The organism is Pseudomonas sp. LBUM1664 (assembly GCF_059695895.1).
On record NZ_CP166791.1, the window covers coordinates 5900512 to 5914328 of the forward strand.

15 protein-coding genes and 2 pseudogenes are annotated in these 13817 nt (G+C 60.8%); 14 read left to right on the forward strand and 3 right to left on the reverse strand.

Annotated elements, in window-relative coordinates:
- Positions 1 to 173 precede the first annotated feature (173 nt).
- The 3 genes from phaZ to ACA047_RS27390 all read left to right on the forward strand — a co-directional run bounded on the left by phaZ (position 174) and on the right by ACA047_RS27390 (position 3504).
- Complete coding sequence (gene phaZ, locus ACA047_RS27380; protein ID WP_497354779.1) at positions 174 to 1028, forward strand: poly(3-hydroxyalkanoate) depolymerase; 855 nt, start codon at positions 174 to 176, stop codon at positions 1026 to 1028.
- 112 nt (positions 1029 to 1140) lie between these two features.
- Positions 1141 to 2823, forward strand: a complete 1683-nt coding sequence (phaC, locus tag ACA047_RS27385; protein WP_497354781.1) for a class II poly(R)-hydroxyalkanoic acid synthase — start codon at positions 1141 to 1143, stop codon at positions 2821 to 2823.
- Between the two features lie 60 nt (positions 2824 to 2883).
- On the forward strand, positions 2884 to 3504 hold the full coding sequence (locus tag ACA047_RS27390; RefSeq protein WP_497354783.1) for a TetR/AcrR family transcriptional regulator: 621 nt from the start codon (positions 2884 to 2886) through the stop codon (positions 3502 to 3504).
- Positions 3505 to 3691: 187 nt separating this feature from the next.
- Here ACA047_RS27390 and ACA047_RS27395 read toward each other — a convergent pair whose 3' ends face one another.
- The 3 genes from ACA047_RS27395 to ACA047_RS27405 form a co-directional block, all read right to left on the reverse strand.
- Positions 3692 to 4534, reverse strand: coding sequence for a phasin family protein (locus ACA047_RS27395; RefSeq protein WP_497354785.1), 843 nt, complete (start codon positions 4532 to 4534; stop codon positions 3692 to 3694).
- A 10-nt stretch (positions 4535 to 4544) separates the two neighbouring features.
- Complete coding sequence (locus tag ACA047_RS27400; RefSeq protein ID WP_497354787.1) at positions 4545 to 4967, reverse strand: phasin family protein; 423 nt, start codon at positions 4965 to 4967, stop codon at positions 4545 to 4547.
- Positions 4968 to 5166: 199 nt separating this feature from the next.
- On the reverse strand, positions 5167 to 5442 hold the full coding sequence (locus ACA047_RS27405) for a polyhydroxyalkanoic acid system family protein (protein WP_497354789.1): 276 nt from the start codon (positions 5440 to 5442) through the stop codon (positions 5167 to 5169).
- A gap of 155 nt (positions 5443 to 5597) precedes the next feature.
- Here ACA047_RS27405 and ubiE point away from each other — a divergent pair, with 155 nt between their 5' ends.
- The 11 genes and pseudogenes from ubiE to ACA047_RS27460 all read left to right on the forward strand — a co-directional run bounded on the left by ubiE (position 5598) and on the right by ACA047_RS27460 (position 13660).
- Positions 5598 to 6368 carry a bifunctional demethylmenaquinone methyltransferase/2-methoxy-6-polyprenyl-1,4-benzoquinol methylase UbiE gene (gene ubiE, locus ACA047_RS27410; RefSeq protein ID WP_003196937.1) on the forward strand — a complete coding sequence of 257 codons (771 nt, stop codon included), beginning with the start codon at positions 5598 to 5600 and terminating at the stop codon, positions 6366 to 6368.
- Positions 6368 to 6992, forward strand: a pseudogene (locus tag ACA047_RS27415) (ubiquinone biosynthesis accessory factor UbiJ). Before ubiE ends, ACA047_RS27415 begins: the two are co-directional and overlap by 1 nt.
- A complete protein-coding gene (gene ubiB, locus ACA047_RS27420) occupies positions 6989 to 8593 on the forward strand; it encodes a ubiquinone biosynthesis regulatory protein kinase UbiB (RefSeq protein ID WP_497354791.1) in 1605 nt (534 codons plus the stop codon). Before ACA047_RS27415 ends, ubiB begins: the two are co-directional and overlap by 4 nt.
- A gap of 81 nt (positions 8594 to 8674) precedes the next feature.
- Positions 8675 to 9073: a phosphoribosyl-AMP cyclohydrolase gene (gene hisI, locus ACA047_RS27425; RefSeq protein WP_497354793.1), complete on the forward strand. Its 399-nt coding sequence runs from the start codon at positions 8675 to 8677 to the stop codon at positions 9071 to 9073.
- Positions 9066 to 9398 (forward strand): phosphoribosyl-ATP diphosphatase, encoded by a 333-nt coding sequence (locus ACA047_RS27430; protein ID WP_497354795.1) that lies wholly within the window; start codon positions 9066 to 9068, stop codon positions 9396 to 9398. Before hisI ends, ACA047_RS27430 begins: the two co-directional genes overlap by 8 nt.
- 24 nt (positions 9399 to 9422) lie before the next feature.
- The gene (locus ACA047_RS27435; protein WP_497354797.1) at positions 9423 to 9710 is read left to right on the forward strand and encodes a twin-arginine translocase TatA/TatE family subunit; all 288 of its coding nucleotides are present in this window, start codon (positions 9423 to 9425) and stop codon (positions 9708 to 9710) included.
- A 10-nt stretch (positions 9711 to 9720) separates the two neighbouring features.
- Positions 9721 to 10140 carry a Sec-independent protein translocase protein TatB gene (gene tatB / locus ACA047_RS27440; protein WP_497354799.1) on the forward strand — a complete coding sequence of 140 codons (420 nt, stop codon included), beginning with the start codon at positions 9721 to 9723 and terminating at the stop codon, positions 10138 to 10140.
- Positions 10137 to 10931 (forward strand): twin-arginine translocase subunit TatC, encoded by a 795-nt coding sequence (gene tatC, locus ACA047_RS27445; protein WP_497354801.1) that lies wholly within the window; start codon positions 10137 to 10139, stop codon positions 10929 to 10931. Before tatB ends, tatC begins: the two co-directional genes overlap by 4 nt.
- A complete protein-coding gene (locus ACA047_RS27450; protein ID WP_497354803.1) occupies positions 10928 to 11635 on the forward strand; it encodes a 16S rRNA (uracil(1498)-N(3))-methyltransferase in 708 nt (235 codons plus the stop codon). The genes tatC and ACA047_RS27450 overlap by 4 nt, the downstream gene beginning before the upstream one ends.
- Positions 11636 to 11824: 189 nt before the next feature.
- Positions 11825 to 12805 (forward strand): annotated as a pseudogene (locus ACA047_RS27455) (methyl-accepting chemotaxis protein); the annotation flags it as partial.
- Positions 12797 to 13660, forward strand: coding sequence for a methyl-accepting chemotaxis protein (locus tag ACA047_RS27460; RefSeq protein WP_497360572.1), 864 nt, complete (start codon positions 12797 to 12799; stop codon positions 13658 to 13660). The pseudogene ACA047_RS27455 and the gene ACA047_RS27460, both read left to right, overlap by 9 nt.
- Positions 13661 to 13817 lie beyond the last annotated feature (157 nt).

Sequence of the window (13817 nt, forward strand, 5' to 3'; positions counted from 1 at the left end):
CGAACGCAAAATTTATGTTCACAGCAGATCCAATGTGGGAGCGAGCCTGCTCGCGATAGCGGTGTGTCAGGCAACAGTGATGTTGAATATGGCCCCGTCATCGCGAGCAGGCTCGCTCCCACAAGGGATCGGGAAAAATGAAAGACAGCGACCCAACCCACAGGGCTTGAAGTATGCCGCAGCCGTACATCTTCCGTACCGTCGACCTGGATGGCCAGACCTTGCGCACCGCGGTACGTCCCGGCAAGCCTCACTTGACGCCCCTGCTGATTTTCAACGGCATCGGCGCCAACCTTGAGCTGGTGTTCCCGTTCATCCAGGCCCTGGATCCGGACCTGGAAGTCATCGCCTTCGATGTGCCCGGCGTCGGCGGTTCGTCGACGCCCAGCCGGCCGTATCGCTTTCCTGGCCTGGCAAAACTCACCGCGCGAATGCTCGATTACCTCGATTACGGGCAGGTCAACGTGATCGGCGTGTCCTGGGGCGGCGCCTTGGCACAGCAGTTCGCCTATGACTACCCGGAGCGCTGCAAGAAGCTGGTACTGGCGGCCACCGCCGCCGGAGCGGTGATGGTGCCGGGCAAGCCGAAAGTGCTGTGGATGATGGCCAGCCCTCGGCGCTACATTCAGCCGTCCCATGTGATGCGTATCGCTCCGCTGATCTACGGCGGCTCGTTCCGCCGCGACCCGAGCCTGGCGGCCAGTCACGCGGCCAAGGTTCGTTCGGCGGGCAAGCTCGGTTATTACTGGCAACTGTTCGCCGGCCTTGGTTGGACCAGCATCCATTGGCTGCACAAGATCCACCAGCCGACCCTGGTGCTGGCCGGTGATGACGACCCGCTGATCCCACTGATCAACATGCGCATGCTGGCCTGGCGCATCCCAAACGCTCAATTACACATCATCGATGATGGCCATCTGTTCCTAATTACCCGGGCCGAGGCGGTAGCGCCGATCATCATGAAATTCCTGGAGGAAGAACGTCAGCGCGCGGTCATGCATCCGCATCCCGCGCCGTTGGGCGGATGACACCGCCTCATAGCACCCGGCAGGACGCCGGAGCGCGCAGCAACCTGAAACAGCGACTATGTTGTCTGGTTCGGTGTGTTTGTTTTTAGCTTGATGACAAAGGAGACGACTCATGCGCGACAAACCGGCGACGGGCTCCATGCCCGCCCCTGCCAGTTTCATCAACGCACAAAGTGCGGTTACCGGTCTGCGCGGTAGGGATCTACTTTCCACGTTGCGCAGCGTTGCCGCACACGGTTTGCGCAACCCGGTACACAGTGCCCGGCATGCATTGAGGCTGGGCGGTCAATTGGGCCGCGTGCTGCTGGGGGAAACCCTGCACCCCACCAACCCCAACGACCAGCGCTTCGCCGACCCTACCTGGCAGCTCAATCCGTTCTACCGCCGTAGCCTGCAGGCCTACCTGAGCTGGCAGAAACAGGTAAAGAGCTGGATCGACGAAAGCGGCATGAACCCGGATGATCGTGCCCGCGCTCACTTCGTCTTCACCTTGCTCAATGACGCTGTATCGCCTTCCAATACCTTGCTCAACCCGCTGGCAATCAAGGAGCTGTTCAACTCCGGCGGCACCAGCCTGATTCGTGGCGTCAGCCACCTGATGGACGACCTGCTGCACAACAACGGGTTGCCGCGACAAGTCACGCCCCAAGCCTTCGAAGTCGGCAAGACCGTAGCGACCACGGCCGGCGCGGTGGTGTTTCGTAACGAATTGCTGGAGCTGATCCAGTACAAATCCATGAGCGAAAAGCAATACGCCAAGCCATTGCTGATCGTGCCGCCGCAGATCAACAAGTTCTACATATTCGACCTGAGCCCGTCCAACAGCTTCGTCCAATACGCCCTGAAAAACGGTTTGCAGGTGTTCATCATCAGCTGGCGCAACCCTGATGTGCGCCATCGCGAATGGGGTCTGTCCAGCTATGTCGAGGCGACGGAAGAAGCCATGAATGTCTGCCGGGCGATCACCGGCGCACGCGATGTCAACTTGATGGGCGCCTGCGCCGGCGGCATGACCATCGCCGCCCTGCAGGGCCACCTGCAAGCCAAGCGCCAGCTGCGCCGGGTCGCCAGCGCCACTTACCTGGTGAGCCTGATGGACAGCCAGATGGACAGCCCGGCCACGCTGTTCATCGACGAACAGGCCCTCGAAGCCGCCAAGCGCCGCTCCTACCAGAAAGGCATCCTCGATGGCCGGGACCTGGCCCGGGTGTTCGCCTGGATGCGCCCCAATGATCTGATCTGGACGTACTTCATCAATAACTACCTGCTGGGCAAGGAACCGCCGGCCTTCGACATTCTCTACTGGAACAACGACAGCACCCGGCTGCCGGCGGCCTTCCACGGCGACCTCCTGGACTTCTTCAAGCACAACCCTTTGACCCACCCCGGCGGCCTGGAAGTGTGCGGCACGCCGATCGACCTGGAGAAAGTGACGGTGGACAGCTTCAGCGTGGCCGGCATCAACGACCACATCACGCCGTGGGATGCGGTGTATCGCTCGACGCTGCTGCTGGGTGGCGAACGACGCTTCGTGCTGTCCAACAGCGGCCATGTACAAAGCATTCTCAACCCGCCGGGCAACCCCAAGGCCAATTATGTCGAAAACCCGAAACTGAGCAGCGACCCGCGGGCCTGGTACTACGACGCCAAGCACGTCGACGGCAGCTGGTGGACCCAATGGCTGGGCTGGATCCAGGAGCGCTCCGGTGCCCAGCGCGAAACCCTGATGACCGTGGGCAACGCGAACTACCCGCCCTTGGAGGCGGCTCCCGGAACCTATGTACGCGTGCGCTGAACGGCTTCACTCCACGGCCAGGCTGTTGGCCTGGCGCGACTCCATCATTAAGAAGATCGGATGAAAACCCGCGACCGTATCCTTGAATGTGCCCTGCAGTTATTCAATGAAAAGGGCGAACCGAACGTTTCCACCCTGGAGGTAGCCAATGAAATGGGCATCAGCCCCGGCAACCTCTACTACCACTTTCATGGCAAGGAACCGCTGATTCTCGGGCTGTTCGAGCGATTCCAGGGCGAACTGGCACCGCTACTGGACCCACCCGCAGACGTGCAATTGGCGCCGGAAGACTACTGGCTGTTTCTGCACCTGATCGTCGAGCGCCTGGCCCAATACCGGTTTCTGTTCCAGGACCTGTCAAACCTGGCCGGGCGTTTGCCGAAACTGGCCAAGGGCATCCGGCAGTTGCTCAATGCCCTGAAGCGAACCCTGGCATCCCTGCTCGCGCATCTCAAGGCCCAGGGGTTGCTGGTCAGCGACACCCAGGCACTGGGGCAATTGGTGGAGCAGATCACCATGACATTGCTGTTCTCGCTGGACTATCAGCGGATCCTGGATCGCGAGGGCGAGGTTCGACTGGTGGTCTACCAGATCATGATGCTGGTGGCCCCGCACCTGCCGCCCGCGACCAAGGTGGCGACCGAACAGTTGGCGTTGCGGTACCTGGAAGAGCACGAATAAAGTCCCTGTGATCACAAACTGTGGGAGCGAGCCTGCTCGCGATGGCGGTGTATCAGCCAATGCTATGTTGCTGATCCAACGCTATCGCGAGCAGGCTCGCTCCCACATTTGGAATTGCAGCAAAAGTACGCATGCAAACAAAAACGCCCGACCTTTACAGGCCGGGCGTTTTTGTGTGCCCTGAAGATCAGGACTGACTGGTAGACGTCGACGGAGTCGGCGCTGGAGTCAGGGTGGCGACCGGAGTCGGAGCGGCGGCGGAGTTCGCTGTGCTCGTCGGGGTAGCCGGTTTGGCGGCCGCGGCCGGCGCCTTGGGTGCGGCAGGTTTTTTCACCGCAGGTTTTTTCGCCGCGGCGGGTTTGGCGGCTGCTTTTACCGCGGGCTTGGCTGCCGGTTTCGCTGCAGGTTTGGCCGCCGCAGTTTTTGCGGCAGGCTTGGCTGCGGGTTTGGCCACTGCCTTGGCGGCAGGTTTGGCCGCAGCGGTTTTAGCCGCTGGCTTGGCCGCTGCTTTTGCCACAGGTTTGGCGACGGCTTTTGCCGCTGCCTTGACCAGTGGCTTGGCTGCCGGTTTGGCTGCCGGCTTGGCCGCTGCAGTCTTGGCCGCAACCGGCGCAACCTTGGCCCCGGTGAGTTTTTCGATCTGCTTGGTCAGGGTGTCGACCTTGCTGTGCAGCGCTTTCACTTCATTGCGGCTCGGCACGCCCAGGCGAGAGATCGCACTATTCAGGCGCTTGTCGAAAGCCCCTTCCAGCTCGTCCCATTTGCCCAGTGCCCGATCCTTCACGCCGCCGATTCGCGACTTGGCGGACTCGGCAGAGTCCTTGGCCGCATCGACTTGTTTGACGACGGCCGTCTTGGTGAGTTTTTCGGCCTTTTCGCCGTCCTTAACCAGGGACTCGAAGAGTTTGCTGCCGTCAGTGTCGATCTTCGAGTACACGCCTAAACCAGCAAGCCAGATTTTGCGGGAGTACGTTTCTATCTTCCCGACCCACGAGCTGCCTTCTTTTTCGGTGTTTTTTTTGCCAGCCATCCCGTTCTCCTTAATGTTTACGCGCGACACGTTCGAGCAATGCCGTCAGCTCATCGAGCTTAGCAGAGAGTGTCTCAACGTCATGTTTAGACGGAATGCCGATACGATTCAAGGCACTTGCAACACGAGCGTCAAATACCTTCTCGACTTTATCGAGTTGTCCTTCAACCCTGGTCTTGAACGTAGTGACGTCCGCCTTGGCTTCAATCAGTTCGCTGTTGGCCGCTTCCAGTTTTCCGGCAATGTTCTTTTTGCCTTTGGTTTCAATAACTTCACCGGCCTTGACCAACTCCTGGAAGTAATCGCTGCCTTCCTGGCCAACCTTGGTGTAGGCGCCCAGGCCAGCCAGCCAGATCTTGCGCGCGTACGTTTTCACGTCGCTGAGCGTGGAAGATTCAACGTCGGTTTTTTTCTTCAGAATAACTTTGGCCATGGTGCACCTCACTCGCAAACAGGTTTGAGGAACTGCCCGTACAGGGTCGGGCTCAAGCACAAAGTAGTGACAATAATTAGAAACAGCACCCTAACAACTGACACAAAACCTATGGGAGTCGAACTTTATGTGGGAGCGGGCCTGTCCGCTCCCACAGGGTGGCTGTTGAATGTGAGTTCTGCATTGCACCTTCGATCAATCAGGCCAACGCTTTATCCAGTGCCTTTTCAATTTCGGTCTTGATCGTGCCGCTCATGGCCGACATCAACATGCCCAGTTCCACATCGACGCGGATCGAGTCCTCGCCCACATGCACTTCGCCCTTGACCCCGGAACGCTTGAGTTTCAGGGTGTCGCCCGCCCACTGCGGCTCCAGGCCATAGCTATCGGACAACTTCTGCGCCAACTGGTCGGCCTTTGCGCGGGCCGCTTCCTTACCCAGGCCATGGGCACGCTCAACACTTATACGGGCCATCTGATGACTCCTGTTTTATCGGGACTTGCCTGTACGTTTCAGACCCTGGCTGCGTCAAAACGTCCCGGCGGTGGCCCATCTTACCTTCAGCCTTGCCAAGACAAAGCCCGCTACCGGGATTAGAATGTCCCGCATTCTTTTTTGGTGACCGCGATATGACTGATCAGCGCAAAGGCAGCGATGCCGAACCCACCACTCACTTCGGCTTCAAGAACGTGCCGGAAAGCCAGAAGGCGGAAAAAGTCGCTGAGGTTTTCCACTCGGTAGCCGCCAAATATGACTTGATGAACGACTTGCTCTCGGGCGGCATGCACCGGCTGTGGAAGCGTTTCGCGATCGAACTGTCGGGCGTACGCAGCGGCAATCGTGTGCTGGACATCGCCGGCGGCACGGGCGACCTGACAAAGAAATTCTCCCACATCGTCGGGCCGACCGGTCAGGTGGTGCTCGCCGACATCAACGAGTCCATGCTCAAGGTCGGCCGCGACCGCCTGCTGGACCTGGGTGTGGCCGGCAATGTCGAGTTCGTTCAGGCCGACGCTGAGAAGCTGCCGTTCCCCGACAACCATTTCGACTGCGTGACCATCGCCTTCGGCCTGCGCAACGTCACCCACAAGGAAGACGCCCTGCGCTCGATGCTGCGGGTGCTCAAGCCCGGTGGCCGCCTGCTGGTGCTGGAGTTCTCCAAGCCGACCAACGCGCTGATGTCCAAGGCCTACGACGCTTACTCGTTCGCCTTCATGCCGCTGATGGGCAAGCTGATCACCAACGACTCGGAAAGCTATCGCTACCTGGCCGAATCGATCCGCATGCACCCGAACCAGGAAACCCTGAAGTCGATGATGGTCGAGGCCGGTTTCGACCGCGTGACCTACCACAACATGACCGCAGGCATCGTGGCCCTGCACCGCGGTATCAAACCCTGATGCTGCTCACGGGCCTGCTCGCCAGCGTCGAACTCGGTATCAACCGGGTCCTGCGCCTGGACAGCACGGCGCTTGCGCGCCTGGCGCACTTGAGCGGCAAGGTGATTGCCGTCGATTGCCGCAGCCCGGCGTTGCAGCTGTTTATTCTGCCCAGCGACGAAGGCCTGATGCTCGCCGCGCACTGGGAGGCCGAGGCGGACTGTACCCTGCGCGCCCCGGCGGCGAGCCTGCTGAACCTGGCCTTGAGCAAGGACAAGACGGCGGTGCTGCACGGGCCGGAAGTCGAACTCGACGGCGACAGCGGCGTGCTGCTGGAGCTGGCGGCGATTCTCCAGGACCTGGCTCTGGACTGGGAATATGAAGTGTCCCGCTGGCTTGGGCCGGTGGCCACCCAATTGCTCAGCGGCCACTTGCGCAGCCGCACCCGCTGGTATCGCCAGGGGTTCGCCAGCCTGGGGCAGAATCTGAGTGAATACCTGGCCGAAGAATCGCGTACTCTCGTAGGCCAACGCGAAGCCGAAGCCCGTTTTAGTGAACTGGACCAGATCAAACTTGATCTGGAACGTCTCGAGGCGCGTTTCGAGCGCCTTTCCCGATCCCTTGAAACCAAGCGATAACGCATGAAGCTGCTTGCCGTCCGCCGTCTGTTGCGCATCCAGCGCGTCGTGATCCGTTACCGCCTCGATGACCTGCTGTTCGCCCTGCCGCTGCCCTGGTTTCTATTGGCACTGCGCTTCGTGCTGCCGTGGCGCTGGTTTCCCCGGCGAACGCTGGACTTGACTCGCGGCGCGCGCCTGCGCCTGGCCTTGCAGGATCTGGGGCCGATCTTCATCAAGTTCGGACAGATCCTCTCGACCCGTCGCGACCTGTTGCCCGAGGACATCGCCGATGAACTGATGCGGCTGCAAGACCGCGTGCCGCCATTCGATTCCAAGCTGTCGGTGGCCCTGATCGAGGAACAACTGGGCAAGAAGATCAGCGAAGTCTTCAGCCGCTTCGACGTCGAGCCACTCGCCTCGGCATCCGTGGCTCAGGTTCATGCCGCACAACTCAAAAGCGGCGAAGAAGTGGTGGTCAAGGTTATCCGCCCGGGTCTCAAGCCGATCATTGCCCAGGACCTGGCATGGCTGTTCATCCTCGCCCGCGCCGCCGAACGGTTGTCGGCCGATGCGCGTCTGCTGCACCCGGTGGACGTGGTGCTGGACTACGAGAAAACCATCTACGACGAACTCGACCTGCTGCGCGAGGCCGCCAACGCCAGCCAGCTGCGTCGCAACTTCGAAGGCTCTCCGCTGCTCTACGTGCCGCAAGTCTATTGGGACTGGTGCCGTCCGAAGGTGCTGGTGATGGAGCGCATCTACGGCATCCAGGTCACCGACCTCGCGACCCTGGCCGACCAGCGCACCGACATGAAAATGCTGGCCGAGCGCGGTGTGGAAATTTTCTTCACCCAGGTATTTCGCGACAGTTTCTTCCACGCCGACATGCACCCCGGCAACATCTTCGTCAGCACCGTGCAGCCGTGGAGTCCGCAGTACATTGCCATTGACTGCGGCATTGTCGGCAGCCTGACCCCCGAAGACCAGGATTACCTGGCCCGCAACCTGTTCGCCTTTTTCAAGCGTGACTACCGTCGCGTCGCACAGCTGCACATCGACTCCGGCTGGGTGCCAGCCGAGACCAAGCTCAACGAATTCGAAGCGGCGATCCGCACCGTCTGCGAACCGATCTTCGAAAAACCGTTAAAGGATATTTCCTTCGGCCAGGTGCTGATGCGCCTGTTCCAGACCGCGCGTCGCTTCAACATGGAGGTTCAGCCGCAGCTGGTGCTGTTGCAGAAGACCCTGCTGAACATCGAAGGCCTCGGCCGCCAGTTGTACCCGGACCTGGACCTGTGGAACACCGCCCAGCCCTTCCTCGAACGCTGGATGCGCGAGCGCGTCAGTCCCCGGACCTTGCTGGGCAACGTGCAAAGCCAGTTCGAGCAGATCCCGCACCTGGCCAACATGACCCGCGACCTGCTCGAACGCATGTCCCAACCCCACGCCCACGACCCGGCGCCACCCTGGCAAAAACGCCGGGACGACTGGTTCCTGCGCCTGCTTGGTGCCGCGCACCTGGGCGGCGGTGCGGTACTGGCCACCGGCGGGCCGTTGAGCCAAATGGGCCATTGGCCCGCCGGTATCATGGTGGCCGTTGGTTTGTATCTGGTCGTTCGCCGATAGCCAGCACAGGTTCGCGCTGGCACACTGTTTCAACGCTGGGCCCGCCGACTTGAGGTGCGAGGTCCATTGTCGGAGTCAAAGATGAAAAACTGGCAGGACGAGATCAAATGGGACGCTGACGGCCTGGTGCCGGCCATCGCCCAGGATCACAAAACCGGGCGCGTGCTGATGATGGCCTGGATGAACCGCGAAGCACTGGCCCTCACCGCCGCCGAGAACCGCGCCATCTATTGGTCACGTTCGCGCGCCAAGCTGTGGCGCAAGGGTGAAGAGTCCGGGCATGTGCAGCACCTGCATGAGATGCGCCTGGACTGCGACGGCGACGTCATCATCCTGATGGTCGAACAAGTCGGTGAGATTGCCTGCCACACCGGCCGTCAAAGCTGCTTCTATCGCGTCTTCGAGAACGGCGACTGGAAAACCGTCGACCCGGTGCTCAAGGACCCGCATGCCATTTATTCAGGACATACCCATGAGTGACACCCTGATCCGCCTGGCCCAGGTGCTGGAAGAGCGCAAAGGCGCAGCGGCCGACAGTTCCTATGTCGCCAGCCTGTACCACAAGGGCTTGAACAAGATTCTGGAAAAAGTCGGCGAAGAGTCGATCGAGACCATCCTCGCCGCCAAGGACGCCGCCATCAGCGGCGACTGCAGCGAAGTGATCTACGAGACTGCCGACCTGTGGTTCCACAGCCTGGTCATGCTTGCCCAACTGGGGCAGCACCCGCAGGCTGTGCTGGATGAATTGGACCGTCGCTTCGGTCTGTCCGGGCACGTCGAGAAAGCCTCGCGTCCGTCCGCCTGATCAACTGTTAAGAGGAACCGCCACATGGGTATTTTTGACTGGAAACACTGGATCGTCATTCTGGTGGTCGTGGTGCTGGTGTTTGGTACCAAGAAACTGAAGAACCTCGGCACCGATGTCGGCGAGTCGATCAAGGGCTTTCGCAAGGCCATGAACGATGACGAAAAAGGTGCCGACCCGACGGCAGCGCCTGCTCAACCCGCGCAGCCGACCCAACCGGTACACCCCCAGGCCACAGCGCCTGTGAATGCGCCGCACACCATCGACGTGCAGGCACAGAAAGTCGAAGAGCCGGCCCGCAAAGACTCGTGAGCACTGACTAATGTTTGGGATCAGCTTCACTGAACTGCTGCTCGTCGGCCTCGTCGCCCTGCTGGTGCTGGGCCCCGAGCGTCTGCCGGGTGCTGCGCGCACCGCCGGTCTGTGGATCGGGCGTCTGAAGCGCAGCTTCAATGCAATCAAACAGGAAGTTGAACGTGAAATCGGTGCCGACGAAATCCGTCGGCAACTTCACAACGAGCACATTCTGTCCCTGGAGCAGGAAGCGCGAAAGATCTTCACGCCGACCCAGCAGGAACCAACGCCGGTTCTGCCTGCAGTCGAACCGACGATCGTTCCCCAGGTGCCCGTGGATGACACGGCGCCTGGGGTGCCTGAGCCCGCAAAACCGTTGGAGCCTGCCCCTACGGCAGCGACACCAGCAGCGCCTAACGACCCTACTTTGCCGCCGCGAGCCCCATGAGCGATATCCCAGAGAACGACCAGCCGATGCCGCTGGTATCGCACCTCACCGAGTTGCGCACCCGTCTGCTGCGTTGCGTCGCGGCGGTTTTCATCATCTTCGCTGGGCTGTTTGCCTTCACCCAGCAGATCTACACCTTCGTCTCCACACCGCTGCGCCAGTACCTGCCGGCGGGCGCGACGATGATCGCCACCGACGTGTCGTCGCCGTTCCTGACGCCGCTGAAGCTGACGATGATGGTTTCGCTGTTCCTGGCGATCCCGGTGATCCTGCACCAGATCTGGGGTTTCATCGCACCGGGTCTGTACAAGCATGAAAAACGCGTCGCCGTGCCGCTGCTGGTGTCCAGCATCCTGCTGTTTTACACCGGCATGGCCTTCGCCTATTTCTTCGTGTTCCCGCTGATCTTCAAGTTCTTCGCCGCCGCCACCCCGGCCGGTGTCGAGATGATGACCGACATCACCAGTTACCTGGATTTCGTCATGACGCTGTTCTTCGCCTTCGGCGTGGCGTTCGAAATCCCCGTGGCAGTGGTGCTGCTGGTGTGGATCGGCGTGGTAGATGTCAAGTACCTGAAGAAGATCCGTCCGTACGTGATCATCGGCTGCTTCGTGGTCGGCATGATCCTGACCCCGCCAGACATCTTCTCCCAGACCCTGCTGGCCGTGCCGATGTGGCTGCTGTTCGAGATCGGCATCCTGTTCGGTGGCCTGGTGCGCAAACGCAGCGAAGACCCGGACGACCAGCCGGCCGACGACCACAACGATCAGCCGCCAGCGACCCAAGCGTGAACCTGCTGCTGCTTGAAGAGGCCGACTTCATCGGGCCCGACCGGGTCGTCCTGAGCGATCGCCGATTGACTCACATGCAGGAAGTCCACCGCAGTGCCGTCGGCGACAGCCTGCGGGTCGGGCGCATCGGTGGGCTGATGGGCACGGCCCAAGTGCTGCGCCTGGAAGCGCGCGAGGCCGAACTGCAAGTGACCCTCGACCAGCCGCCACCGGCCAAACTGCCGCTGACACTGGTGCTGGCCCTGCCCCGCCCGAAAATGCTCCGGCGGGTGTTCCAGACCATCGCCACCATGGGCGTGCCGCGCGTGGTGCTGGTCAACAGCTATCGCGTGGAAAAGAGCTTTTGGCAGACCCCATTCCTGGAGCCCGAAGCCATTCGCGAGCAATTGATCCTTGGCCTTGAACAGGCCCGAGACAGCGTGCTGCCAGAAATCGTCATCGAAAAACGCTTCAAGCCCTTCGTGGAAGACCGACTGCCGGCCATGACGGACGGCACCTTGGGCCTGGTCGGTCATCCCGGTAATTACCCGCCCTGCCCCCGGGCACTGACGGAGCCAGTGACGTTGGCCATCGGCCCTGAGGGCGGCTGGATTCCCTATGAAATTGACCTGCTGGCCAAGGCCGGACTGCAACCGGTGCAGCTTGGCGAACGCATCCTGCGGGTCGAAACCGCGGTGACGGCGCTGCTCGCACGGCTGTTCTGACCTTCTACGACTCGCCACAGCAATCACACGACCCTATTTTCTACAGAACCCCGCCAAATAGCCGATACTGTTTTCATAAAACCTATAAAGGGTTCGAGGAGTATCGGCATGTTCAGTTGGTTGACCGAAAAGCTGGGAAACGTAAGCGTCAATCGCAAACTGGGTGCCGGCTTTGGCCTGGTGCTGCTTATGACCCTCCTGAGCACCTTCGCTGGCTGGCATAGCCTGAGCAGTGTGATCAGTCGCGCCGACAAACAGGCTTATATCGCCAGTCTCAACGAGTTAGACAAGGAGTTGCAAGGTGCCCGCCTCGACTACGAAATGCGCCGTGGCAAACAAGGTCCGGCCGCCGTCAACGAGCTTTTTGGCAAGCTCCAGGATGGCTTACAAGTCGCCCTCAAAAAACTTGTGCAGCCCTCAGACCAGGAACTGGTCAATCAGCAACTGTCAGTTCTCGATGAGTACAAACGCGCCTTTGCCGACATGACGCAAGCGACGCAGAACCGCGAATCGGCCCGATCCAAGCTCGGAGCCACCGCCGACAGCGCCGTGGCCAACGTGGCAGAAGTCGAAAAACCCTTGCTCCAGGGAGACAGCGTTGCTCAATTCAACAGCGTGATCGAGCTGAGCAAACTGATCCAGCAGGCGCGCTTCCAGGTTCGCGGTTACACCTATAGCGGCAAGGCCGAAGCCGAACAACCGGCACTGGATGCCATCGATAACGCCCTGAAAAACCTTGAAAGCCTGCCGGGCAAACTGCCGCAAGAGCACATCGCCAACCTGCAACAAGCCACCAACTCGCTGAAGAGCTATCGCGCGGCCGTCAGCCTGTTCCGCGATTCGCAGGTGGCCAGTGCCGTCGCCCTCAAGAAAATGGTAGAGCAAGACATCCGCTTCAATGACCTGAGCACACAATTGACCCACTCACAGACTGAGAAACGCGACCTTGAGACGGTTGAGGCGAAAAGCACGCTGATTATCGTAGCCGTCGTGGCGCTGGTGTTTGGCCTGCTTGCCGCGTGGCTGATTACGCGGCAGATCGTTGTTCCACTGCAACAGACGCTGGTTGCCGTCGAACGTGTCGCCTCAGGCGACCTGAGTCATAACCTTGTGATTACTCGCCGTGACGAGATGGGCCAATTGCAAAGTAGCCTGCAACGGATGGTCGTCAGCCTGCGGCAGCTGATCGGCGGCATCAGCGAAGGCGTCACACAAATTGCCAGCGCCGCCGAACAGCTCTCGGCCATCACCGAACAGACCAGCGTCGGCGTCAACAGCCAGAAGATCGAAACCGATCAGGTCGCCACCGCCATGCACGAAATGACCGCCACGGTGCAGGAAGTCGCGCGCAACGCCGAGGAAGCGTCCGAAGCCGCCGCCGCAGCCGACCAACAGGCCCGTGAAGGCGACAGGGTCGTCGGCGAAGCCATCGCCCAGATCGAGCGGCTCTCCAAAGAAGTGGGCCACTCCACCGAAGCGATGGGCCACCTCAAGCGCGAGAGCGACAAGATCGGCAGCGTGCTGGACGTGATCAAATCCGTGGCCCAGCAAACCAACTTGCTGGCCCTCAACGCGGCCATCGAGGCGGCCCGTGCCGGGGAAGCCGGGCGTGGTTTCGCGGTGGTGGCCGACGAGGTCCGCAGCCTGGCCCAGCGCACTCAGAAGTCCACCGAAGAAATCGAAGAATTGATCATTGGCCTGCAAAGCGGTACCGAAAAGGTCGCCAGCAGCCTGGAAAACAGCCGCGGCCTGACCGACAGCAGTGTCGAGCTGACCCGCCGCGCCGGTGGTTCGCTGGAAAACATCACCCGCACGGTCTCGGCGATCCAGGCGATGAACCAGCAGATCGCCGCCGCCGCCGAGCAGCAGAGCGCCGTGGCCGAAGAGATCAACCGCAGCGTGCTGAGCGTACGCGATGTGTCCGAACAAACCTCGGAAGCCAGCGAAGAAACCGCCGCCTCCAGCGCCGAACTGGCGCGGTTGGGGGTTCATTTGCAGACGTTGGTGGGACGCTTCCGCGTCTAACCACCCAATCGCACAGGCCTGGACTTCCTGAGTGGCCGCCGCGTCTTCGACGCTGCGGCCACTCAGGAAACTGGTGTTTCAACTGACGCCATCAGAGCGATTGAAACCACACCAACCCTATTTTCTACAGATCCCTTCCAAACGGTCGATATAGCTC

Coding starts and splice junctions, on each gene's coding strand:
- phaZ (WP_497354779.1), top strand. CDS start 174: ATGCCGCAGCCGTACATCTTCCGTACCGTCGACCTGGATGGCCAGACC.
- phaC (WP_497354781.1), top strand. CDS start 1,141: ATGCGCGACAAACCGGCGACGGGCTCCATGCCCGCCCCTGCCAGTTTC.
- ACA047_RS27390 (WP_497354783.1), top strand. CDS start 2,884: ATGAAAACCCGCGACCGTATCCTTGAATGTGCCCTGCAGTTATTCAAT.
- ACA047_RS27395 (WP_497354785.1), bottom strand. CDS start 4,534: ATGGCTGGCAAAAAAAACACCGAAAAAGAAGGCAGCTCGTGGGTCGGG.
- ACA047_RS27400 (WP_497354787.1), bottom strand. CDS start 4,967: ATGGCCAAAGTTATTCTGAAGAAAAAAACCGACGTTGAATCTTCCACG.
- ACA047_RS27405 (WP_497354789.1), bottom strand. CDS start 5,442: ATGGCCCGTATAAGTGTTGAGCGTGCCCATGGCCTGGGTAAGGAAGCG.
- ubiE (WP_003196937.1), top strand. CDS start 5,598: ATGACTGATCAGCGCAAAGGCAGCGATGCCGAACCCACCACTCACTTC.
- ubiB (WP_497354791.1), top strand. CDS start 6,989: ATGAAGCTGCTTGCCGTCCGCCGTCTGTTGCGCATCCAGCGCGTCGTG.
- hisI (WP_497354793.1), top strand. CDS start 8,675: ATGAAAAACTGGCAGGACGAGATCAAATGGGACGCTGACGGCCTGGTG.
- ACA047_RS27430 (WP_497354795.1), top strand. CDS start 9,066: ATGAGTGACACCCTGATCCGCCTGGCCCAGGTGCTGGAAGAGCGCAAA.
- ACA047_RS27435 (WP_497354797.1), top strand. CDS start 9,423: ATGGGTATTTTTGACTGGAAACACTGGATCGTCATTCTGGTGGTCGTG.
- tatB (WP_497354799.1), top strand. CDS start 9,721: ATGTTTGGGATCAGCTTCACTGAACTGCTGCTCGTCGGCCTCGTCGCC.
- tatC (WP_497354801.1), top strand. CDS start 10,137: ATGAGCGATATCCCAGAGAACGACCAGCCGATGCCGCTGGTATCGCAC.
- ACA047_RS27460 (WP_497360572.1), top strand. CDS start 12,797: ATGGTCGTCAGCCTGCGGCAGCTGATCGGCGGCATCAGCGAAGGCGTC.